This is a genomic window from Microcystis sp. LEGE 00066, from assembly GCF_015207925.1.
Taxonomy (GTDB): domain Bacteria; phylum Cyanobacteriota; class Cyanobacteriia; order Cyanobacteriales; family Microcystaceae; genus Microcystis; species Microcystis ichthyoblabe_A.
Window position 1 is genome coordinate 1 of the sequence record NZ_JADEVX010000023.1, and the last position, 22,319, is coordinate 22,319.

Annotated in this window: 19 protein-coding genes and 2 pseudogenes; 13 read left to right on the plus strand and 8 right to left on the minus strand. The window is 42.6% G+C overall.

Annotation, left to right across the window (positions count from 1 at the left end):
• Positions 1-1,252: phosphopantothenoylcysteine decarboxylase (locus IQ224_RS05335; RefSeq protein ID WP_194032661.1), on the plus strand; the 1,252-nt coding region annotated here is incomplete at its 5' end.
• A 43-nt stretch (positions 1,253-1,295) separates the two neighbouring features.
• A complete protein-coding gene (locus tag IQ224_RS05340) occupies positions 1,296-1,595 on the plus strand; it encodes a 2Fe-2S iron-sulfur cluster-binding protein (RefSeq protein WP_002766752.1) in 300 nt (99 codons plus the stop codon).
• 71 nt (positions 1,596-1,666) lie between these two features.
• Here the strand turns inward: IQ224_RS05340 and psbQ are convergent, their stop codons facing one another.
• Positions 1,667-2,107 (minus strand): photosystem II protein PsbQ, encoded by a 441-nt coding sequence (gene psbQ, locus IQ224_RS05345; protein ID WP_002744472.1) that lies wholly within the window; start codon positions 2,105-2,107, stop codon positions 1,667-1,669.
• A 239-nt stretch (positions 2,108-2,346) separates the two neighbouring features.
• Complete coding sequence (locus tag IQ224_RS05350; RefSeq protein WP_194032662.1) at positions 2,347-3,480, minus strand: FAD-dependent oxidoreductase; 1,134 nt, start codon at positions 3,478-3,480, stop codon at positions 2,347-2,349.
• Between the two features lie 219 nt (positions 3,481-3,699).
• On the opposite strand from IQ224_RS05350, the gene phaA reads away from it, so the two are divergent.
• The 7 genes from phaA (at position 3,700) to chlP (ending at position 9,852) form a co-directional block, all read left to right on the plus strand.
• Entirely contained in the window at positions 3,700-4,890 is a 1,191-nt protein-coding gene (phaA, locus tag IQ224_RS05355; RefSeq protein WP_002744476.1) for an acetyl-CoA acetyltransferase PhaA, read from the plus strand.
• A 12-nt stretch (positions 4,891-4,902) separates the two neighbouring features.
• Positions 4,903-5,619, plus strand: a complete 717-nt coding sequence (gene phaB, locus IQ224_RS05360) for an acetoacetyl-CoA reductase PhaB (protein ID WP_002744478.1) — start codon at positions 4,903-4,905, stop codon at positions 5,617-5,619.
• 63 nt (positions 5,620-5,682) lie between these two features.
• Positions 5,683-5,877, plus strand: a complete 195-nt coding sequence (locus IQ224_RS05365; protein ID WP_002769587.1) for a BrnT family toxin — start codon at positions 5,683-5,685, stop codon at positions 5,875-5,877.
• Positions 5,861-6,073, plus strand: coding sequence for a hypothetical protein (locus IQ224_RS05370; RefSeq protein WP_194032663.1), 213 nt, complete (start codon positions 5,861-5,863; stop codon positions 6,071-6,073). Before IQ224_RS05365 ends, IQ224_RS05370 begins: the two co-directional genes overlap by 17 nt.
• Positions 6,074-6,152: 79 nt before the next feature.
• Positions 6,153-7,148, plus strand: coding sequence for a class III poly(R)-hydroxyalkanoic acid synthase subunit PhaE (gene phaE / locus IQ224_RS05375; RefSeq protein WP_002744484.1), 996 nt, complete (start codon positions 6,153-6,155; stop codon positions 7,146-7,148).
• Between the two features lie 167 nt (positions 7,149-7,315).
• Positions 7,316-8,410, plus strand: a complete 1,095-nt coding sequence (locus tag IQ224_RS05380; protein WP_002744485.1) for a class III poly(R)-hydroxyalkanoic acid synthase subunit PhaC — start codon at positions 7,316-7,318, stop codon at positions 8,408-8,410.
• 224 nt (positions 8,411-8,634) lie between these two features.
• A complete protein-coding gene (chlP, locus tag IQ224_RS05385) occupies positions 8,635-9,852 on the plus strand; it encodes a geranylgeranyl reductase (protein WP_002735532.1) in 1,218 nt (405 codons plus the stop codon).
• A gap of 505 nt (positions 9,853-10,357) precedes the next feature.
• On the opposite strand, the gene IQ224_RS05390 is transcribed toward chlP, so the two are convergent.
• The 3 genes from IQ224_RS05390 to IQ224_RS05400 are packed head-to-tail and all read right to left on the minus strand — an operon-like array spanning position 10,358 to position 13,300.
• Positions 10,358-11,035, minus strand: a complete 678-nt coding sequence (locus tag IQ224_RS05390) for a hypothetical protein (protein WP_228036105.1) — start codon at positions 11,033-11,035, stop codon at positions 10,358-10,360.
• 1 nt (position 11,036) lies between these two features.
• Positions 11,037-12,140, minus strand: a complete 1,104-nt coding sequence (locus IQ224_RS05395; RefSeq protein WP_110580006.1) for a DUF3696 domain-containing protein — start codon at positions 12,138-12,140, stop codon at positions 11,037-11,039.
• Positions 12,134-13,300, minus strand: a complete 1,167-nt coding sequence (locus IQ224_RS05400; protein WP_194032664.1) for a DUF262 domain-containing protein — start codon at positions 13,298-13,300, stop codon at positions 12,134-12,136. Before IQ224_RS05400 ends, IQ224_RS05395 begins: the two co-directional genes overlap by 7 nt.
• Positions 13,301-13,556: 256 nt before the next feature.
• Between IQ224_RS05400 and IQ224_RS05405 the strand changes: the two are divergent.
• From IQ224_RS05405 to IQ224_RS05420, 4 genes and pseudogenes are all read left to right on the plus strand, one after another.
• Positions 13,557-13,694 (plus strand): annotated as a pseudogene (locus tag IQ224_RS05405) (geranylgeranyl reductase); the annotation flags it as partial.
• Positions 13,695-13,954: 260 nt separating this feature from the next.
• A pseudogene (locus tag IQ224_RS05410) lies at positions 13,955-14,998 on the plus strand (IS630 family transposase).
• Positions 14,999-15,087: 89 nt separating this feature from the next.
• Positions 15,088-16,032 (plus strand): isoaspartyl peptidase/L-asparaginase, encoded by a 945-nt coding sequence (locus IQ224_RS05415; RefSeq protein ID WP_194032672.1) that lies wholly within the window; start codon positions 15,088-15,090, stop codon positions 16,030-16,032.
• A gap of 71 nt (positions 16,033-16,103) precedes the next feature.
• A complete protein-coding gene (locus IQ224_RS05420; RefSeq protein WP_002744490.1) occupies positions 16,104-17,291 on the plus strand; it encodes an FtsW/RodA/SpoVE family cell cycle protein in 1,188 nt (395 codons plus the stop codon).
• Between the two features lie 553 nt (positions 17,292-17,844).
• On the opposite strand, the gene IQ224_RS05425 is transcribed toward IQ224_RS05420, so the two are convergent.
• The 3 genes from IQ224_RS05425 to fba form a co-directional block, all read right to left on the minus strand.
• Positions 17,845-19,149 carry an ABC transporter substrate-binding protein gene (locus IQ224_RS05425; protein WP_194032665.1) on the minus strand — a complete coding sequence of 435 codons (1,305 nt, stop codon included), beginning with the start codon at positions 19,147-19,149 and terminating at the stop codon, positions 17,845-17,847.
• Positions 19,150-19,639: 490 nt separating this feature from the next.
• Positions 19,640-20,878 (minus strand): carboxyl-terminal processing protease CtpA, encoded by a 1,239-nt coding sequence (ctpA, locus tag IQ224_RS05430; protein WP_194032666.1) that lies wholly within the window; start codon positions 20,876-20,878, stop codon positions 19,640-19,642.
• A gap of 266 nt (positions 20,879-21,144) precedes the next feature.
• Complete coding sequence (gene fba / locus IQ224_RS05435) at positions 21,145-22,224, minus strand: class II fructose-bisphosphate aldolase (RefSeq protein ID WP_002744497.1); 1,080 nt, start codon at positions 22,222-22,224, stop codon at positions 21,145-21,147.
• Positions 22,225-22,319 lie beyond the last annotated feature (95 nt).

The following is a 22,319-nucleotide window of genomic DNA, read 5'->3' on the forward strand; positions in this document are numbered from 1 at the left end:
GAATTTCTCCGCTCCCACGGATTCGGACTTAGGCGATCGCGAAGTACCCTTAGAAAATCATCATCTCTGGGGTAAAAGGATTGCTTTACTGGTAACGGGAGGGATTGCGGCCATGAAAGCGCCGCTAATTGCCCGATCTTTGCGGAAATTCGGGGCTACAGTCGTGGCTTTTGTCTCGGAAGAAGCTTTAAGATACGTCACTAGGGAAGCTTTGGAATGGAGTACGGTTAATCCCGTAATTAGTCAATTAACGGCAAAAGCAGAACATTTAAGCGATCAATCTCCCTTTGATCTTTATTTAGTCGCCCCTGCTACCTATAACACGATTAATAAGTTTCGTTACGGAATCGCTGACGGAGTGATCACTTCATGCTTGGCTTCGGCCTTGGGACGACTGGAAAAGGGAAAAACTAAAATTCTGCTCGTCCCCACCATGCACGGCAGTTTACATAATGCTATTCTGAGCGAATCTTTGCAAACTCTCGATCGCTTGGGAGTCGAGATTATGCCACCCCGGGATGATTACGGTAAGCACAATCTCCCCGGAGAAAAAGAGATTACCGTGGCAGTCTGTGGGATTCTCAGTAATTCTGTGCTGAAAAATAGGCCGATTTTAGTCACTGGTGGACCCACACCCGTGATTATCGATAATATCCGTCGTTTAACCAATCGTTTTACTGGACAGTTAGGAGTCGCTATTGCAGAAGAATTATACCTGCGCGGGGCTAAGGTGCAGTTAATCCACGGACGCGGCAGCTATACACCCCCCGCTTATTTACCCCACGAAATTATTGAAACTTATGACGAGTATCTAGGGAAGGTGATGGGAGAATTAGGGAGTAAAGATTATCAATTTGGGATTTTCTCGGCATCCGTGGCCGATTATCGCTTAGAAAGCCCTTTTTCTGGTAAGATTCCCAGTGGAGGGCAGTTAAATCTTAATTTTGTGCCGACGGAAAAAGTGATTGACAAGGTGAGAGAAAATTTTCCCGATTTAGAGATGGTGACTTTCAAGTATCAGGAGGGAGTCAGTCAGGAGGAGTTACTGGAAATCGCCCGCAAACGCCTAGAAAAGGGCTATCAGGCGGTCATTGCTAATAGGGGTGAGGAAAAGGGCGATCACGGGGAACAGGTGGCTTATTTGGTCACAAAAGCGGCACTGGGGAAATTTATCGGTAAAAAAGCGATCGCTATTGCCATCGCCGAATATTTAGAGGAACGAGCCAAAAATGTTACAATCAAAAAAATTTAATATTTTTTAATATTAATTTGCAAAAATTTAGGGTAATACAGTCATGGGTAACATCAACTTCGTCAAAGAGAATAAGATCGTGGTAGCGGCAGATGGAGCGAATTTACGAGAGAAAGCAATCCAGAATGGCGTTGATATCTACACTTTTGGCGGTAAATTGATGAATTGTGGCGGTTACGGCCAGTGTGGTACTTGTATAGTGGCAATTGTCGAGGGTCTGGAAAATCTCTCAGCTAAAACCGACTTTGAGCAGCGCTGTCTGAAGAAAAAACCCGAAAATTACCGTTTAGCCTGTCAAACTATGGTTAATGGCCCCATCAGCGTCCAAACTAAACCCAAATAGCATTTATCGGTTTTTTTAGCTGCGGACTGGTCGGTGATCACTGATAATTGATCAGTGATCACTGATACAAACTAACTAGGAACAATATTTAAGAAAGCATCGAAGTCTTTTAATGCTTCTTGGAATTGATTAGCAGCGAGACTAGCATCTTTTTCTTTGGCTGCCGCATCGATACGTTCAAAGTGAACGAAAAGATTTTTCGCTAACTGCTTGGCTTTTTCTTGGTCTTTGGGCAGTAAATTACGCGATAATCCTACCATTTCCTGACGCAATTGCCCCAAAGGACCGTGGATATAGGTGCGAGTATCTACCCAATTTTTGTCAGCGATGAGGTCTTGCAAAACGCTCATTTTTTCGCGAAATCCTTCTATGGGTTGGATGTAAACCTGTAACTGTTCGATTTTTTGGGGACTGTAAACGGTGGGGATAGTTGTTTGGGGACCACCGCAACTAACTAGCAGGGTAGTAACTAGGACTAAAACTAGGGAAATAATTGAGCGAAGACGTGGCATTGGTTTATATGTACTATTTAACAAACTATTGACGTTCTTTCCCGATAACCAGTCAAGGTATCGGGACGATTTTTACTTTATCAGGTTGTGGGATTCCCAAATCAGATTTTACTCCCAACGGCCTTGACAGTAACTCGGTGCTATTGGACGATAATCAGCAATTTTGCCTCTTATTCCCCCTTAATCCCCCCTTGATAAGGGGGGTGTCTGATAATTTTTAACACCTACCTACTTATTAACTAGAGCTTATCAAATTGTCTCATAAAAGCTCGATCGATCCGATCTTTCCATAACCATAATAACGGTGATTGCCAGCCAAAACTGCCCCAAGATGCGATCGCTTGTTGGTCTCCTGTCCCGATTAAACTTAGATAATTTTTCTGGGGAAAATAGGGTTTTAGGGGCTGATTTTGCAGAATTCTTGCTAAATTATCGAACAGGGGTTTTCCTTGTCGGACGGCAAAAACTCCCGCTTTCGGACGGGGATAATCTGGAATCGTGGCAATATCTCCCACGGCAAAAATATGGGGATGGGAAAGAGATTGCAGATAATTATTCACTAAAATAAACCCTTTTTCATCTGTCAGTAATCCTGACGCTTTAATCCAACTAGGGGCCGAGGCAGCCGTTACCCAAATTGTATAATCTGTGGGCAAAACTAACCCCGATGAACAGATAATCTGATCTGCTTGCACTGCCGTCACATCCGTCGATAAATATAATCTAATTCCCCTTTGTTGACAAATATTCTCTAAACGTTGACCGACCCAATTATTATGGGCTGCTAGGAGTTTTTTTCCTCGATGAATTAGAGATAAATTCAAATTACTGCTAGAGTTGAGAATTTTGGCCAAACGGGACTGCATATTTAAAGCTAATTCAACTCCGCCAGCGCCACCACCAACAATGACGATATTGAGAGTATTATTAGGGTTACTAACCGCTTTTTTGAGGATTTCTTGCCATCCTTCCCGAAAAATCGGCACCGGTTTGGCGGGGATAGCGTACTCTTTAGCACCGATAACATGATCCACTGCTGGGATGCTGCCGATATCGATCGAGAGATAATCAAAGGGAATTTGTAAAGAATTATTACAAGTTACTTGACATTTTTCCGTATCTATGAAAATAGCTTTAGCCAAACAGAATTGCGCTTGAGAATACCTAGCTAGAGAAGGTAAATCGATATGAGTCTCGGCAAAATCATAAAAACCGGCGATGTGGCCGGGTAACATTCCCGAATAGGGGGTATGGGTGACATCGCTAATTAAAGTTAATTGAACGTTTTTTAGGGGTGATTGCCCCCAAAGACGAAGGGCGATCGCATGACTATGACCACCACCGATAAAAACTAGACGCTTGACTAAATCCATAAAAAAAGGGGATTGCTGCCGGAAAAGTTAAATTCTAATGAATATATCTTCTGACACAGAAATTCTGTTGCAAGATCGAGGGTAGATAGACAAAAACTCAAGACATCGGGGCCAGGAACTTTTAACCAATGACAGTCAATTGGGATTTTGATCTTTTCGGACTCGATATTCTTAAGTAAATTCTATCTAGTATCTTCGCTTCCCAATAGAGAGAAGTCTATGCAAGAAGTTTATATCGTGGCCGCTGTCCGGACTCCAATTGGTCGTTTTGGTGGGGGATTAATCGGATTATCCCCGGCCGATTTAGGGTCAACAGTGATGAAATCCGCCCTAGAAATCGCTAATTTGCCCCCAGAAGCCCTAGATTTGTACATTTTCGGCAATGTTTTGGGATCGGGTCATGGTCAGTTAATTCCCCGACAAGCGGCGATTAAAGCAGGAATTCCCGTAAGCGTGGACGGATATCGGGTGGATATGGTTTGTTCTTCTGGAATGATTGCCGTTAGTAACGCTGCCACCTCAATTCGCGCCGGAGAAGCGGATCTCGTCCTCGCTGGTGGTATTGAATCCATGTCCCAAACTGGCTTTTTTCTCTCCCATCGGGCCCGGTGGGGTTATAAATTCCTTATGGGTGCGCCGGAACAATTAACCGACCTATTACTGCACGATGGCTTAACCGATGCTACCACGACTGAGGGCATGGGTTCCCAAGTCGATCGCCTCTGTCTCGATCGCGGGGTTTCTCGGCAAGCATTAGATGAAATTGCCGCCTTATCCCACCAAAGAGCGGCCACAGCCACAGAAAAAGGCTGGTTTAACGGTGAAATCGTGCCAATTGAGCTTAAATCTAAGAAAGGTTCCACAATTATCGCTCAAGATGAGGGTATTCGTTCCGATAGTACCCCGGAAGGTTTAGGAAAACTGCGGCCGGCTTTTAATCCGTCGGGAGTTTTAACCGCAGGCAATAGTAGTCAGATTTCCGATGGGGCTGCCGCTATCCTTTTAGCCAGTCAAAAAGCTGTGGATCAGTACGGTTTAAAACCAATTGCCAAAATCCTTGGCGGTGCTGTGGGTGCTGGAAAAACCGATCGCTTCCCAGAATTCCCCGTCCTCGCGGTGAAAAAATTACTGGCATCTTTAGATAAAACGATCGAAGATTTCGATTTAGTGGAAAATAACGAAGCTTTTGCCTTAAATAATCTGCTTTTTGAGATGGATCTGGGGTTAGCTAGGGAAAAACAAAATGTTCACGGTGGTGCGATCGCATTGGGTCATCCCATCGGCGCTTCCGGTGCGCGGATTCTGGTGACGCTAATTAACGCGTTGAAAGTACAGGATAAAACCCTCGGTATGGGGGCCATCTGTCATGGGACTGGTGGCGGAACAGCGATCGCAATTGAAAGAGTTTAGGAGGAAAAAGCTATGGTATCTCTCGGACTAGAGGAAAAAGTTATCGTCGTGACGGGCGGAAATCGAGGCATTGGGGCGGCTATTGTCTCTCTTTTGATAGATTTGGGGGCCAAGGTGGCCTACACGGATTTAGTCACCGATAATCCCCAGGGTTTAGGCATTGTCGCCGACGTGACTAAGTTGGAATCCATGGAAGCGGCAGCTCAACAAATTGAAGCGGAATTGGGACCGGTTTACGGTATCGTCGCTAACGCGGGGATTACCAGAGATAACTTTTTCCCTAAATTAACGCCGCTAGATTGGGATTTAGTGATTAATGTCAACCTAAAAGGGGTTAATCACACGATTAAGCCGTTTATTGAGGGAATGTATGAACGACAAGCGGGATCGATCGTTTGTATTAGTTCTATTTCCGGTGATCGCGGTAATGCCGGCCAAACTAATTACGCAGCCACAAAAGCGGCAGTTATCGGTTTAGTCAAATCCTTAGCGCGAGAAGCTGCCCGTTATAATATTCGCGCCAATGCGATTGCGCCGGGGTTTATTAACACGGAAATGACTTTAGCGATTCCCGATAAAGTTCGCGATAAAATCACTGCTGAAATTCCCTGTCGTCGCTTCGGTGAACCCGCAGATATCGCCTGGGCAACTGCTTATTTACTCTCTCCTGTTGCCAGCAGTTATGTCTCTGGAGAAGTCCTTAGAGTTAATGGGGCCCATCACACCTAATCAGTTATCAGTTATCAGTGGGTGAGTTATCAGTGGGTGAGTTATCAGTTATCTAATTCAAAGATGGAAAATGTGTTTGTTATTGTCCCTGCTAAGTTGCTTGATTCAGTGGGTGAGTTTCGTTTTCTGACGATAGGACAGTCAAAATCACAAAAGCTGTTAGTCATATCCCATACAGAAAGAGAAAATGAGATTCGCTTAATTAGCGCCCGTTTAGCTAGTAAACAGGAGAGAAAAAATTATGAATCAGGAGTCTGAAGAAACGGTTAGTGACGAGATGAGGTCTGAATATGACTTTTCTTGTGGTATTCGTGGCAAATATTATCAAGCTTATCGACAGGCTAGTAATGTGATAATTCTCGATCCCGATGTGGCGGAAATTTTTCAAGATTCAGCCTCAGTCAATGAAGCGTTAAGATTACTAGCAAAAATTGCTAAGTCTGGAAAAATATGACTTATTAGTTATCAGTTATCGGGTGTAGAGTGGGTTAGTAAACTAGCGAAATCAGCGTTAAAGGAAAAGGGCAAAAATAATGGATAAACCGACACAAGCTTGGAGTGAGATGGCCACCGATTACGTCAATCTTTGGACAGAAACCGGGGCAAAAATGTGGTCAAGTTGGTTTGATATGATGGGAGCGATACCCACTCCTATGGGTAATATTAAACCAGAATTGCAAGAGGCAACCCAGCGCTATTTTGATAATCGGGATTTGTTGATCAAATTCCTAAAATTATCGATGGAAGCTTGGGAAAGTATCTTCCCGAAAATGCAAACAGGAGAAGACTGGCAAACAATTTTAAATAATTATACCCAACAGATGCGCGGTCAACTGAATAGTTTTACTACTACCACTTCCCAAAGTAGTCAAGATGTCAGTCAACTATGGACAATTTACCTGCAACAATTGCAAAGTCTCAATCATTTATGGTTCGATCCTTTCGTCCTGTCAAATGACACAATAACCAAAGCTTGGTTAGGTAATACTTCTTCCTTGATCGAACTCAATAATATCTATTGGCAGAAGTTTTATGATGAGACTTTTGGCCAATGGTTACAGATGCCTTTATTGGGATTACCGCGAGAATTTAACCGCAAATTACTCGATAGTTTTGAAACTTGGCGCGTTCTTTATCAGGCTAGTATTAACTATCAAATTGTGCTGGCTGATATTCAAGTTAAATCCTTTGAAGCTTTAACTAAAAAATTAGTTTTCCTAGCAGAAAAAGGTCAACCTGTCAAGGATTGGCGAGAATTTCAAGATCTGTGGAGTGTCGTCGCTGATGATATTTTTGAAAAGGCTTTTTGTCAACCAGAAAACCTAAAAGTACGGGGAAAATTTATTAATTCCCTCAATGATTATCGCCTCAAACAGCAGGATTTAATGGAAATTTACCTGCGCTCAATGAATCTGCCTACCCGCAGCGAAGTCGATGAAATTCATCGAACCATCTATGAATTACGCAAAGAGGTAAAAAGTCTCAAAAAAGCTTTAGGAGAAAAAAAAGCAGTAGAAAGTAACAATTAGTTAATTGTGCTTGACAATATCAGGAGTCACTTATCAGTTATCAGTTATCGGATTGCAGTTTTAAGTATATAGTGTTAGGTGAAAACTTCGGAACTTTCTTTTCACTGATTACTGTTTACTGTTTACTGTTCACTGAAAAATCCACACTTTTCTAGGAGAATTAAATTATGTGGCCATTTTTGACGCAAGTGAAACTGGAAGATTTTACCCAAGATTATCTAGAATTAACTCAGAAAAATCTCAAAGGGTTAGACAATCTCAAACGAGTTAAAGAAGAAGATATTCAGTGTGGAGTATCGGAAAAAGAAGCAGTTTATCGGGAAGATAAAATCATTCTCTACCACTTCAAACCCGTGGTCGAAAAACCCTTCGAGATTCCCTTGCTGATGGTTTATGCTTTGGTCAATCGTCCCTACATGGTAGATTTACAGGAAGGGCGTTCTTTAGTAGCAAATCTGCTGAAATTAGGCTTAGATATCTACTTAATTGATTGGGGATATCCCACCAGAAGCGATCGCTGGTTAACCCTTGATGATTATATCAATGGTTATGTGGATAATTGCGTCGATTTTATTCGTCAAAGTCACCATCTCGACAAAATTAATCTGTTAGGAATCTGTCAGGGGGGAACCTTTAGTTTATGCTATAGTTCCCTCTATCCCGATAAGGTAAAAAATCTGGTGACAATGGTGACACCGGTGGACTTTTATCAAACCGAGACCCTCTTAAATATGCGCGGGGGGTGTTCCTTGGGAGCCGAAGCATTAGACATCGATTTAATGGTAGATACTATGGGCAATATCCCGGGAGATTTTCTCAACTTAGAGTTTCTAGAATTGAAACCTTTACAGTTAGGTTATCAGAAATACCTCGATTTTCCTGACATCATGGAAGACGAATCAAAATTAGTTAATTTTCTGCGTATGGAAAAATGGATTTTTGATAGTCCCGACCAAGCAGGAGAATCCTACCGACAGTTTCTCAAGGATTTCTATCAGCAAAATAAACTGATTAAAGGGGAAGTGATGTTAGGAGATAAACGGGTAGATTTACACAATCTGACCATGCCAATTCTCAATCTTTATGCGGATAAAGATCACCTTGTCCCTCCCGCTTCTTCCCTCGCTTTAGGGAATTATATCGGTACTTCTGACTATACCGCTTGTGCTTTCCCCGTCGGACATATCGGAATGTATGTCAGTGGCAAAGTGCAACGGGATTTACCCCCCGCTATTAGCGATTGGTTGAAAGCAAGAGGTTAACAATCCTCGCAGCTATACCCTTCTCCAGTTTGGGAGAGGGGTGTAACACAATACAATACATCGATAAAAAAACATCTACAGACAATAAAATAAACTTTTGTAACAGAGGATGTTAAGCACTGTTGCAAGATCGGGCAGAATCGGAGAATCCCGTTCCTTTCGGCTAAACCCCTGTGGTACACTGCAAAGCGTACTCGCTCGTAAGTATGTAGGAGAAAACCTGAGTGTTAAGAGTCGCTGTTGTGGGTTCAGGGCCGGCCGGTTCTTCGGCGGCAGAAACATTAGCTAAAGCAGGCATTGAAACCTATTTATTTGAACGCAAATTAGATAATGCTAAACCCTGTGGTGGAGCGATTCCTCTCTGTATGGTGAGCGAATTTGACCTACCTCCTGAAATTATCGATCGCCGGGTGAGAAAAATGAAAATGATCTCCCCCTCTAACGTCGAAGTCGATATTAATCTCGATAATCAAGACGAATATATCGGTATGTGTCGTCGGGAAGTCCTCGACGGTTTTATGAGAGAACGCGCCCATAAATTAGGAGCGCATTTAATCAACGGAACTGTTTACGGTCTCGATATTCCCACCAATAGCACCGATCCCTATACCCTACACTACGCCGATCACTCCCACGGCAATTCCCAAGGGGAAATGAAATCTCTGAAGGTGGATGTGGTTATCGGTGCCGACGGTGCTAATTCCCGCATTGCTAAAGCTATTGATGCTGGGGATTACAACTATGCGATCGCTTTCCAAGAACGCATCCGTCTCCCCCAAGATAAAATGGCCTACTACGAAGATCTGGCCGAAATGTATGTAGGGAAAGACGTATCCCCCGACTTCTACGCTTGGGTATTCCCCAAATACGATCACGTCGCCGTCGGTACTGGCACGATGAAGGTCAATAAAGCCATGATTAAAGACCTACAGGCTGGTATTCGCGCTCGTGCGGCCCGTCGTCTGGAAGGAGGCGAAATCATCCGCGTGGAGGCTCACCCCATCCCCGAACATCCCCGTCCTCGTCGTGTAGTCGGTCGTGTGGCCCTCGTTGGCGATGCTGCGGGAACAGTTACTAAGTCTTCGGGAGAAGGCATCTATTTCGCCGCTAAATCAGCGCGGATGTGTGCGGAAACCATTGTCGAAGTCACCAACGGTGGCCAACGTATTCCCACAGAGGACGAGTTAAAACTTTACCTCAAGCGTTGGGACAAGAAATACGGTATGACCTATCTGGTGTTAGATATCCTGCAGCGGGTTTTCTACCGTACCGATGCCACCCGGGAAGCTTTTGTGGAAATGTGTTCCGATAAGGACGTACAGAAGATGACTTTTGACAGTTATCTCTATAAAACCGTTGTTCCCGCTAATCCTCTCGTACAGATGAAGATTACTGCTAAAACCATCGGTTCTCTCCTGCGCGGTAACGCTTTGGCTCCTTAAAATCAATTGATAACCGGAAAACCCAATCTCCCCATAGCGGTGGTTGGGTTTTCTTTTGGGTTGTCCCTTCTTGTCTTGCTCAACAATTGAGATGGCAAATTCTCCTCAAATATGCCTGAATCGTGGGTAAGCAGCCCATATAAAGTTCATTTTGTCAAGGATTGTTAAGATGCGCTTACCCCTCGATGGGAGTCATGGTTTTCCTATTCCTAGGTCTTTCTTAATTGTAGGGGGAACTTGAGAATCAGAAATTGGAAACCCGTGATAAAGTGGATAGCCATAAGAATCATAACTGTTATTGGGATGAAATACATAAAACTTGTTTTTTTCTTTTTGATATCCATAGCGTTTTTTTTTGGCTCTTCGGGACTTGGTATGGTTCGATATGGGGGCATAAATCGACTAAATCCTTATCTGGCAAGAGATTTAATTGATTAGTTCGCTCTAGATCGCAAACAATTGACAAAAATCGCGGTAATGTCTGTCTCTATAAGGGTTTCATTCCTTATAACCCCCATCCATTGCATAACACAAACCGAAGAGCCTTTTTTTTATAATCTATGGAATGATTTAAGACTTCTTGAGCTTCTTCGATTGTTAAATCCATTGGAGTTCCTTTAACACTAGGTGCGGTTCCTTTCAATGATGAATCATGTTTAGGAGTTCCAGTGTAACGAGGACATAATTTTCTAGATTGAGTAATCTGGGTTAAATTTCTGATTGTAACATTTTCAGAGGATTGGTTTTCTTCTCGAAATGTTACCTCAACGGTTTCATCAACAAAATCGTCCGATTTTTGTAAACTGAGTAAACTACCTTTAAGTTTCACCGCTCCAGTTAAAGAACTCGATGTAATATTTTTGTTGTTAAAATAGCATTCGCAAGATTCAAGCAATCCTTGGTTATCGATAAATGGTCCCTTGGTTAAAATTAGTATCAAAAATTTAGCCAGCACTTGCTCTTGTGGATGAGGAGACCTTATTTTTTGGCAAATCCATTGATGAATAGTAAGATTAGATAATATTTTTTGTTGAGATAAACTACTATGAGTCTGGATAGGATAATTGTTCTGTATAGGTTTTACTTCTTGGATTATATCATATAAGTTTTTGAGCAGTTCATAAGCCTCATTGTCGTTTTTAGCTTGCCCAGTAAAAGAAAGTTCATTAATCAAAAACTTCATTTTAAAGCAACTCCATTAAATCTTTTTCCACTTGATCAAAAAATCCATCAGGCCACTGATCAATTCCTCCGTCTTGATAAAGAATGGGTGAAATAACTTCTGATACAGCTTGTCCTTGTTTCAAATATCTTTGAAAATAATGAATTCGTACATCTTGAGCATCAATTTTCTTATTTTTTACCGCTCTACGAATACCATTTAAGACATGATCACTATGAGTTTCTACTATAATTTGTATCCCACAGCTTGCCGCTAATGCTAACAGTTCTCCTATCTTAGATTGTCCTTTTGGATGAAGATGTGCTTCAGGATTTTCTAATAAAATTAACGTATCTGTAGTAGATGATAATAAAGCCACAACAATAGGTAGTATATATGTAATACCAAACCCAGTATTTGTAGGACGATAAGGATTACTCAGTCCGTAAGAGTATTGTAAACTGACTAAATCCATTTCTGGATGAGATGAGATTATGATTCTAGTTCCAGGGCTAATTTCTCCAATCCAAGCTTCCACTTGATTTTTAAAACTTGTAGAAATTGCTTGAGGATGTTCTAATTTTGAATCTATAATTTTCTCTTCTTCGTAGATAGAAAGAAAATGTGCTGTAAATTCTCCCTTACTTCCAAGCTGTTTATGCTGTTTGACTTGAAATTCTGAAATTTCAAAATGTGGACTTGGAGACATTCTTTCTGCTCGTAGATAGTAAAATTTATCAGTAAAAAGATTGGATCGGTAAATGTCTTGAGGAATAGTATCTTGGAACAGGGGAGATAGTTGGAGAACATCAGAATTAGGATCATATTCAAAAATCCATGAACTTTTACCATGATCTGCGCTGGTAATTTCAAAAGTAATTGAATCTTCTTTTGCACCTTCAAAGAGAGCGTCTTTAGCTGTGCCAATACGAACTAAATCACCATTTAATGCTAATCCTTCCTTTGGTAATAAATCCTGCTTATAGGACTGGCGAAGTAATAATAAGGATTGTAGCAAAGTGGATTTGCCACTACTATTTAATCCTGAGAGCAAAGTTAGCGGTTTCAAATCAAAAGATTGATTTTCAAAAATCTTAAAATTTTTTAACACTAATGATTCTAACATGATAACACCTCTTTTATTATTTCTTTAATTGTATCAAATCTATAGGGAACTTTAGTGGCTGCTTGAGAAACAGATTCGAGAAAATTACTATCATCTTCCATTTTTTTAATAAAAACTTCCTTGACGTTCTCCTTTCTCTCAATTAATGTTTCAAGTTCTTGTTCACTTAAATCACTCAGGGTAACTGACCAACTTTCAAAAAGAGCTTTATTGATAGGATATTTTCTTTTTCCATCTTCTGTGATTTTGCGGATTTTACGGAAAGCGTCTTCTCCAAAAATATTATTTGCCGCTTTCATGGCAAAAATAAACTTATTTTTGATTTCTTGTACTCGATTTTCATCTATTTTGTTTAGCTTTTTCATTGCTTGATCTAAAAAATCATCCCGACCTTTATCAGACGAATAGCAATTGTAGCTTATTAAAGTAAAAGCAATAAATCCTAAGATAAATTCATGATCGACCATGCGATTCTTTCTTTTTTGACTAAAACTTGTCAATTTTTGGAATTCTGGAATGTTTGCTAATTCCTTGAGAATTTTTATGGCTTGACCTGGATTTATCGCTTGACGAAATTCTTGTAAATTGAGAGGTAATCCTCCAGTATTAATTCTTCTAAAAATGTTATACTTAACTTTAGGTGGTGTACCAGGTTCAATTAAATACACAATAAACTCTGCTTCATTTATTCTGCGTTTATAGTTACGAGATAAATCTGAATACTTGTTCTTTTCTAATTCCTTTAAAAATTCTAGGTCTTTTAAGACAAGCTTCTGATCAAGAATAAAGCTTTTAAATGTACTCAGTCTTTGCAATCCATCTATAATTAGCCATTCGTCTTCCTTGGTTGCATCCATATAAAATGCTGGCAGAGGAATTCGTATTAACAGAGATTCGATTAATCTGCTTTTAGCCTTATCAGTCCAGATGTTAGCGTTACGTTGAAAATCAGGATTTAAGTTAATTTCTTTATATTCAATTCTTTTGATCAAAAGATCCATGGTTATTTGTTTGGTCGTAATTCTGATTTTGGTTGGATCGAAGAAGTCTGAACTTTCTTCTTCTTCTTCTTCTTCTTCTTCTTCTTCTTCTTCTTCTTGCAATTCAGTTTCTTGGGATGTTAATTGTTCGTATGTGATATCATTTGTACTGTTTTTCATATTATAGTCCTATGAAATTGTTGGCTCTCTTATTCCTTGTGTGATAAGTTTAACTTATATAGTAGCGATCAATCTTTGTGTCCTTTGTGTCTCTGTGGTTCGTTCCACTCACTCGCCCGCAAGACTGTATTTTAGAATACATTTTACCCACTAAACTTGGGAGAGCCAATTGTTTTTAGAATATAGCGTACGTAAATAAAATGTCAACCCCTTCAATCCTGTTCTGACCTAGCTTGCCGATCACTCCCAAGGCAATTCCCAAAAGGATGTACAGAAGATGACTTTTGACAGTTATCTCTATAAAACCGTTGTTCCCGCTAATCCTCTCGTACAGATGAAGATTACTGCTAAAACCATCGGTTCTCTCCTGCGCGGTAACGCTTTGGCCCCTTAAAATCAATGTGATAACCGGAAAACCCAATCTCCCCATAGCGGTGGTTGGGTTTTCTTTTGGGTTGTCCCTTCTTGTCTTCTCTAATTCAAACAAAAATGCCGAAAAAATATTTGATAAGCTGTTCATAATTTAAATCCGCGGGCAGCTGACACTACAGTTTATGCCCTTTTGTTAAAGGGGAAGTCAAGATATAGCAATTCTTGGAGCTATGAGGTACAATGAAAAGCAAATAGACAAATAATAGAACTCGCCAGCTTCCTATGAGACCCTATTCCGTAGATTTTCGCCAAAAAATTATCGATGTCTGGAAGAAAGAAAAAATTTCTATTCGAGGACTAGCCCAGAGATTTGACGTGGCTAAAAGCTTTATTCAGAAGTTATTGAAGCAACATAAAGAAACAGGAGATATCCGTCCTCGTCCACAAGGGGGAAGTCCGCCAACCAAGTTAAATAGTGAACAAGTGATAATTTTAATAGAAATCATCGAATCTAACAATGATGCAACTCTCGAAGAATTATCGGACTTACTGTATGAAAAGACACAGGTGAAAGTCAGTAGAGCCACCCTGGGGCGGCTTACGCAAAAACTCAATTACAGTTTCAAAAAAAAACACTACACGCGGCGGAAAAAGAAAGTGACAGGGTGCAGCAAAAAAGAGTGGAATACTGGTCAGAAGTTAGGGAAATTGAGGCATCAAAACTAATTTTTATCGATGAATCGGGGGTAAATTTAGCCCTTTTGAGACTCTATGCTAGAGCCTTAATTGGCCAAAGAGCTCGGGGAAGAAAACCACAAAAAAGAGGGAGAAATATTTCAATAATTAGTGCTATAAGCTTAGAAAAAGTTGTGGCATCAGTCAACATATACGGTGCAGTGGATGCGGTAACATTTGAAGGATTTATTCTGAAGGAAGTGCTGCCAAAAATTAAAGAAGGAGACTGTTTGCTCATGGATAACGCCAAGATTCATCTCGGAGAAATGGTCAGAGAAATAATCGAACAAGAAAAAGCTAGACTCATCTATTTACCTCCTTATTCTCCCGAATTCTCTCCTATTGAAAACTTTTGGTCAAAAGTCAAAGCGATATTAAGAAAACTGAAGGCAAGAACTTACAAAGACTTAATATAGCGTTTCTGATTCAGAAGAGGTACATTTCCGATCCTGAACAGCTTAATCAGCAAAGGTTTAAGTGTGCCGCACAGATGCGAGAACTGCTATAGAAGGGATTGAATTAGCTATGTTAGAAGTTACTCAAAAAGATATTCGCAATTGGTTTACTCACTGTTGCTACTGTACCTCATGAGTCAGAGAATTGCTATATATGGTGTAAATGCGCTACTATTTAATGGTAAAGCCGTCCTCAAGAGACGGGGTTTCGGACTCAATTTTTCGATGACCAGAGTAAATCCGAAGTTAATTATTCATGGGGGAGCGAGTTCCCTAGAGGATAAAGGTGGTTTAAAATCAGTGCGCGATTCTCTCCAGGGGATTGTTAAGAATATTTACAACCTCCTTGACAATGGTGCTAGTGCTGTGGAAGCGGTAACAAAAGGATGTATGTTACTGGAGGATGAACCGCGATTTAATGCCGGGACCGGTTCGGTGGTGCAATCGGACGGTCAGGTGCGAATGAGTGCAGCCTTGATGGATGGTCGTCACCAGCGTTTAAGCGGTGTCATTAACGTCTCGCGGGTACAGAATCCCATTAGCCTGGCCCAATTTCTCCAAAGTCAAGAGGATCGCATTCTCTCGGAAATTGGGGCTGCAGATCTGGCCAGAGAATTACAAATTCCCCTCTATGATCCCCTCACCGATTATCGGATTCAAGAATGGATGGAGGAAAGAAAGACGAACTTTAATCGCAAAATGGCCCGTTTATTCGCCGATTCGTCAGCGCAACGGGGAACTATCGGGGTAGTAGCTCTTGATCAGCAAGGAGACATCGCCGCCGGAACTTCTACCGGGGGGAAGGGATTAGAAAGAATCGGTCGCGTTAGTGACAGTGCCATGCCGGCCGGCAATTATGCGAATCCATGGGCCGGAGTCAGTTGTACGGGGGTCGGGGAAGATATTATCGATGAGTGTTTAGCCGCTAAGGTGGTCATTCGCGTCACCGATGGTTTTTCCCTAGCCGCTGCCGTGGAGAAATCGATGCACGAATCCCAAACTAATGGTCGGGATCTGGGCATGATTTCCCTTGATCGTCAGGGTAATATTGTTTGGGGGAAAACGGCGGAAATTCTCTTGGCTGCCTATCACGACGGTCAGGGGATCGGTGATACCCTAGAATGGCACGGTGAAAACGCGGGTTTAATCGGTCATGTCGCCGTCGGATAGTGGAACAAACTGCGATCGAGCCTAGTCTTTTCGGTTAATCTCTGCAAGATACTTCTTTGCGAAAAATCTCCGTGTGGCAATACATTATTCCTATTTTTGACCCCGATGTGAAAAACTGGTCAGCCGAAGCGCGATTATTGCGCTGGATGACTTTTTTGTGGCTGTCAGTCGGGTTAGTCGTGCTTTTTTCCGCTTCCTACGCTCTGGCTGACAGTCGCTTTGATAACGGACTATACTATTTTGTCCGCCAATTAATCTGGCTTTGGATTGGCTTAATTGGCTTTAATTTCCTGGTGCGATTGCCGATCGAGAAACTCCTCAAAATCGCCCCCTGGATGATTTTATTAGTTTTAGGATTAATTTTGATCACTCTCATCCCCGGTTTGGGAGCTAATATCAACGGTGCCACCCGTTGGATTAAAATCGGGCCGATTCTCTTGCAACCGTCGGAATTTATGAAACCGTTTCTTGTCCTGCAAGGAGCGGCAGTTTTCGGTGGATGGCCGCGTTTAAATGTCAATCAACGGTTAACTTGGATCGCTATTTTTGGGCTAATTCTAGCCAGCATTCTCTTACAACCTAACTTGAGTACCACTGCTCTGTGTGGTATAACTCTCTGGCTGATCGCTCTTGCCTCCGGTCTGCCTTTATCCTACATGACCAGCACCGCTTTACTGGGTTTAACTATGGCTGTGGTTAGTGTTACTTTCCGCGAATACCAGAGAAAACGGATTTTATCTTTCTTAGACCCCTGGCAGGATCCCCGGGGTGATGGTTATCAATTAGTGCAGAGTTTACTGGCGATCGGTTCTGGCGGAACCACTGGCAGCGGTTACGGTTTATCCCAACAAAAATTATTTTATCTACCCTTCCCAGATACGGATTTTATTTTCGCTGTCTTTGGCGAGGAATTTGGTTTTATTGGCGGTATTTTACTGTTAATCATGCTATTTCTCTACGCTACTCTCGCCCTGATCGTGGCGGTTAAATGTCGTCATCGCATCAAAAAATTAGTGGCGATCGGGGCGATGGTAATTTTAATCGGTCAATCCCTGTTAAATATCGGTGTGGCCACTGGTTCTTTACCCACTACGGGCCTACCTTTCCCTCTCTTTAGCTATGGCGGCAGTTCCAGTTTAGCCAGTCTCTTTTTAGCCGCCCTCTTAATCCGGGTGGCCAGGGAAGAAAATGACCCCGATCCAGTTCCCACCAGTAAAAAAAGTCCTCAGAAAACTGTCTCGGTTTTCAGTCATCAGTAAGGGGGGTGGGAATTATGAAGTGGGGTGTGGGAAGAATAAATAAAAATAATCTCCTATCTCCTGACTTCTGACTCCTAACCCGATATTGGTCAAAGATAAGTAAAAATTATTGATTGATACCAAAAACTTGAGAATATTTAAATTAACATTCCGCAATATTTACAAATTCTTAAAAATTAATTGAGAAAGATTTTTATTTAACAACGATGTTATCATGGTTACAGCGATTTTACTGAATTTCATAGTGGGCAGTTCTGTGCTTTTTTGGACAGCAACGCTTGAAACCCTTGCCACAGCTAGAAGTTAATCCTAATCAAGACGGGTAAATTAGTCAATTTCACCCACAACGATGATCTTTTTTTTGTGTAGTTTTATTGCAAAAAAAAAGTTTTTTTGACAAAAAGCACAAAGTATGATGCTGTCAACGGACTTCGTGGGTGTTGAGGGGAGAGAGGAGCGGGGGTGTGGGGAGAATAAAGCTGCCTTTTGCCTCCTGCCTCCTGCCTTTTGCCTCCTGCCTCCTGATTATTGATTACTGATTACTGATTACTGATTACTGATTGGGTGTCACCTGATCGATAACCTTGAGAGTGCCGTCATCATTAACAGTCCAGACATCGTAACTACCGACCACATCGCCATTTTCATCGATATCCACATTGCCACTGGCCCCCTGATAGTTAATATCTTCGCCTTTGCGAATCATTTCTATGGCTTGACAAGCATCGGTTACTTCCGTCCCAGGGCCGTTAGCCACCTCACGAATCTTGCTTTGAATCCCTTCCCCGGTGTTAGATTTAGCCGCCTCAGCTGCTAACATCAATAAAATCGCCGCGTCCCAAGTATGGGGAACAAAAGCGGTGACATCCTTGCCAGTTTTTTCTTTCCAGAGAGTAGTAAAAGCGCTTAAAGCTTGACCGTCGGCCCCAGGGACCGTGCCTAGGGCGCCGGCAATAATTGACTTACCATCGGTTCCTTTCCCCACCTGTCTGGTGAAATCTTCCGAAAAAACCCCATCGGTGAGGAGGACGGTAACTCCTTTGGTCAATCCCTGTTTATAGGCCGCTTGTAGCAATAAACTGCCCGTTTCAGCGTAAAGGACTGCCGCTACAGCATCCGGTTGGTTAGCGAAGGCAGCTGCCGCTTCACTATCGAGAGTGGCAGCTCTCGGGTCATAACGGACAGGATTTTGCTTATTAGTGATCGTGCCGCCTAATTTATCGAAAGCGCTCACGAATTCCCGTTCAAATCCGACTCCGTAATCGTTATTGATCACGACGGTGGCCACATTTTGAAAACCCTTTTTCTTAGCTAGGACAGCTAAAGCTTGAGCTTGGTAGGTGTCCGGGGGAGCCGTCCGCGCCCAAAAACCTTTAAAATCGCCTTTTTTCGCCCTGTCAGTAAATACAGGACTGGTGCTACCCGGAGAGACTAACATAACTTTATTTCTCACCGCCACATCGACGGCTGCTCCTGAGACGCTACTGGCAAAGGAACCGATCACACCGGCTACTTTATCCACCTCCGCTAGTTTGGTCATCGCTGAAGCACCGGCGGCGGGATCGGTTTGGTCATCTTCTTTCACGAGGGTGACGGGTTTGCCATTGACTCCACCACAGGCATTGATAGTCTCTACCGCTAGGGCGGCTGCTTCGGGCATATTTTGACCAATAGCGGCTAAATCTCCAGTAATGGGTAGTAAAGCCCCTAATTTTAGTCCCTCATCACCGGGGGCAGTAGTGGTGGGACTAGAGGCGTTGTTATTCGGGGTTTGGGCATTATTACAAGCGCTTAAAAAATTAGCTAAGAGGCTAATGCTCAGGGTTAGGGCTAGGGGCGATCGAATATATCTCTGCATGGCAGTAAAATCAAGGATGAGTTAAGGTTGCAAGGCTGAAAAACCCGGACTGGGAAAATTCTAATCGATGTTAGCATTCTCTCCAAATCAAACAGGTTTCCATCTTAATTTAGATATTGATGGAAAAAATGGCTAATTTGTTCGATCTATGCCGTCCGGTGTGGGGTGTGGGGTGTGGGGTGTGGGAAGTGGGGAAGTAGAGCATTTGGCTGAAATTTCCCTAAACCCCTAAACCCCTAAATGGCTCTTCGGTTTGTGTTATGCAATGGACGGGGGTTATAAGGGATGGAACCCTTATGTAAAAAGGCATTTGGCGATTTTTGTTAATTGTTTTCGCTCTAGAGCGAACTAATCAATTAAATCTCTTGCCAGATAAGGATTTAGTCAATTTATGCCACCCGATCGAAGCATACTAAGTAACTAAGAACCCTGAAAACTCGCATCTGATTACTGTTTACTGATCACTGGTAACTGATGGCTGAAAACACCATTAGGAAGCTTTGGCTAAAACGGTGTTCTGGTTTAAAAACTGAATTGCCGTTTGGTATTGACTATCTTTTTCGGTGCCGATTTCCTCATAGGTGATCGGTTCCTGTGCCACCACTTGATCGGGCATAATGCCTAACTTATGAATATCATGGTGAGCGGGAGTTTCATATTTGGCGACGGTAATCGCTAATCCTGCCCCATCGGGTAACTCGAATAAAGACTGAATTAATCCCTTACCGAAAGTCTTTTCTCCCACTAAAACCCCCCGTTGATTGTCCTGTAATGCCCCCGCTAAAATCTCGCTGGCGCTGGCGGTTCCCTGATTGACTAAAACCACTAAAGGCGAGTCGGTTAAAGCATTACCAGCAGCGGCAAAACTATCGGCAATTCCCTCGCGATTAACCGTATAAACAATCGTTCCCTGATTAATCCACATCCGAGCAATTTCTATACCCGCTTGCAGTAAACCACCGGGGTTATTTCTTAGATCCAAAATATAACACTTGGCTCCTTGTTTTTGTAAATTCGTCACAGCTTCCGAGACTTCTTTGGCAGCGTTAGCACTAAATTGATTTAAGCGCACATAACCGATGGGCAAGGAACTAGAATTTTTATCTAAAACCGCTACCACTGGACTTAAAGAAATGCGTTGACGGGTTAAAGATAGGGTTTTTGGTTGACTTTTTTGATAGGGAAGAATAACTAAGGAAACTTCTGTTCCGGCAGTCCCGCGCATTTTTGCCGCCGCCGCATCGAGGGTTAAAGTAGTGGTATCGATACCATCAATAAACAAAATGCGATCGTGGCTAGTCAAACCAGCGGCCTCAGCAGGAGAACCAGCAAGGGGGGCAACTACTTCTAAGTAACCATTATCTGGATTGATATTAATTTGCAGTCCTACCCCCGATAATTCCCCCGTGGTGCTAATTTGTAGGTTATGGTATTGATCCGGTCGCAAGAGACGGGTAAAGGGTTCATCGAGAGTGGCTAACATCTGTTCGATCGCATTATAGGCTGCCGTCCGATCGTTGAGGGGTTTTTTGATAAATTGTTCCCGCACCTGCCACCAGTTTTGATGATTAAATGTGTCATCATAATAAGATTGGTTGACTAATCGCCAAGATTGTAGTAATAATTTTTGTTCTTCGCTAAAGGCGGCTGCTGTGGGTGTCCATGCCATCCAAGTTAGACAAAACCAAAATCCCACCAATAATCCCACCCACAAAGATTTTTTTCTCATCTTGCTTCTCTTATAAATCCAGTGCTGATCTGCTGATTATTTTCAGTATAGTCTTTTCTCTGAAATCGATTCGGCTCTCCCGGGTTTGGTGGATAAAATGTATTCTAAGATACAGTCCTCCCAGCGAGCGCGTAGAAGGAACCACAAAGACACAAAGGACACAAAGAGCGAACGTTCTTGATAAAAAAGAGGGTAGTTATGGTTAACTACCCCCAAAAAATTCTACTAAATCGGTGCCATTAAGCGATCGCTTAATTGTTCAGCCACTAGACAGCCACAACTTTTTTGCTGACTTGGGTTAATTGCCCTTTAGCATATTTGGCTGCGTAGTCATCGAGGGACATTTGCTTGATTTTGCTGGCGTTACCGGCGGTACCAAATTGTTGATAGCGATCAGCACAAACTTTCTGCATATAGGTGATCGAGGGTTTCAGGAAGAAACGGGGATCAAACTCTTTCGGGTTGCTGAATAGTGCTTCCCGAACTGCGGCGGTAATTGCTAAACGGCAGTCGGTATCGATATTGATTTTACGCACACCACTCTTGATGCCTTTTTGGATTTCTTCCACGGGAACACCGTAGGTTTCAGGGATAGCGCCACCGAATTGGTTGATTAATTCGAGGAGATCTTCGGGAACCGAGGAAGAACCGTGCATAACCAAGTGAGTATTTGGTAAGCGGTTATGAATTTCTTCAATGCGGCTAATAGCGAGAATTTCGCCGGTGGGTTTGCGGGTAAATTTGTAAGCGCCGTGGCTAGTACCAATGGCTACTGCTAAAGCATCTACTTGGGTTCTTTCGACGAAATCCACCGCTTCATCGGGATCGGTTAACAGCATCGAGTGATCTAATTCTCCCTCAAAACCGTGGCCATCTTCCGCTTCTCCTTTACCGGTTTCTAGGGAACCTAAACAACCGAGTTCCCCTTCCACACTAGCACCGATCGAGTGGGCAACTTTTACTACTTCAGCAGTAACGTTAACGTTGTACTCGTAGGTGGCGGGAGTTTTAGCATCCGCTTCTAAGGAACCATCCATCATGACGCTGGTGAAACCGTTACGGATCGCCGAGTAGCAGGTGGCGGGTTCATTACCGTGATCTTGGTGCATCACGATGGGGATATGAGGATAGGTTTCCACCGCGGCGGTGATCAGGTGACGCAGGAAGTTTTCCCCTGCATATTTGCGCGCACCGCGAGAAGCTTGTAGGATAACGGGGCTGTCGGTGGCTGCCGCCGCTTGCATGATCGCTTGGATCTGCTCCATATTATTTACGTTAAAAGCGGGGATGCCATATCCGTTCTCAGCCGCGTGATCCAACAATAACCGCATGGGGACGAGTGCCATATCCTTTACTCCTTAATCTATTTCTTGTTTTTTGTCTCTTTAAATTCAAGAAAGTTAATTCTCTTACCTGTTAATCTTAAGATAGTTTTTACACT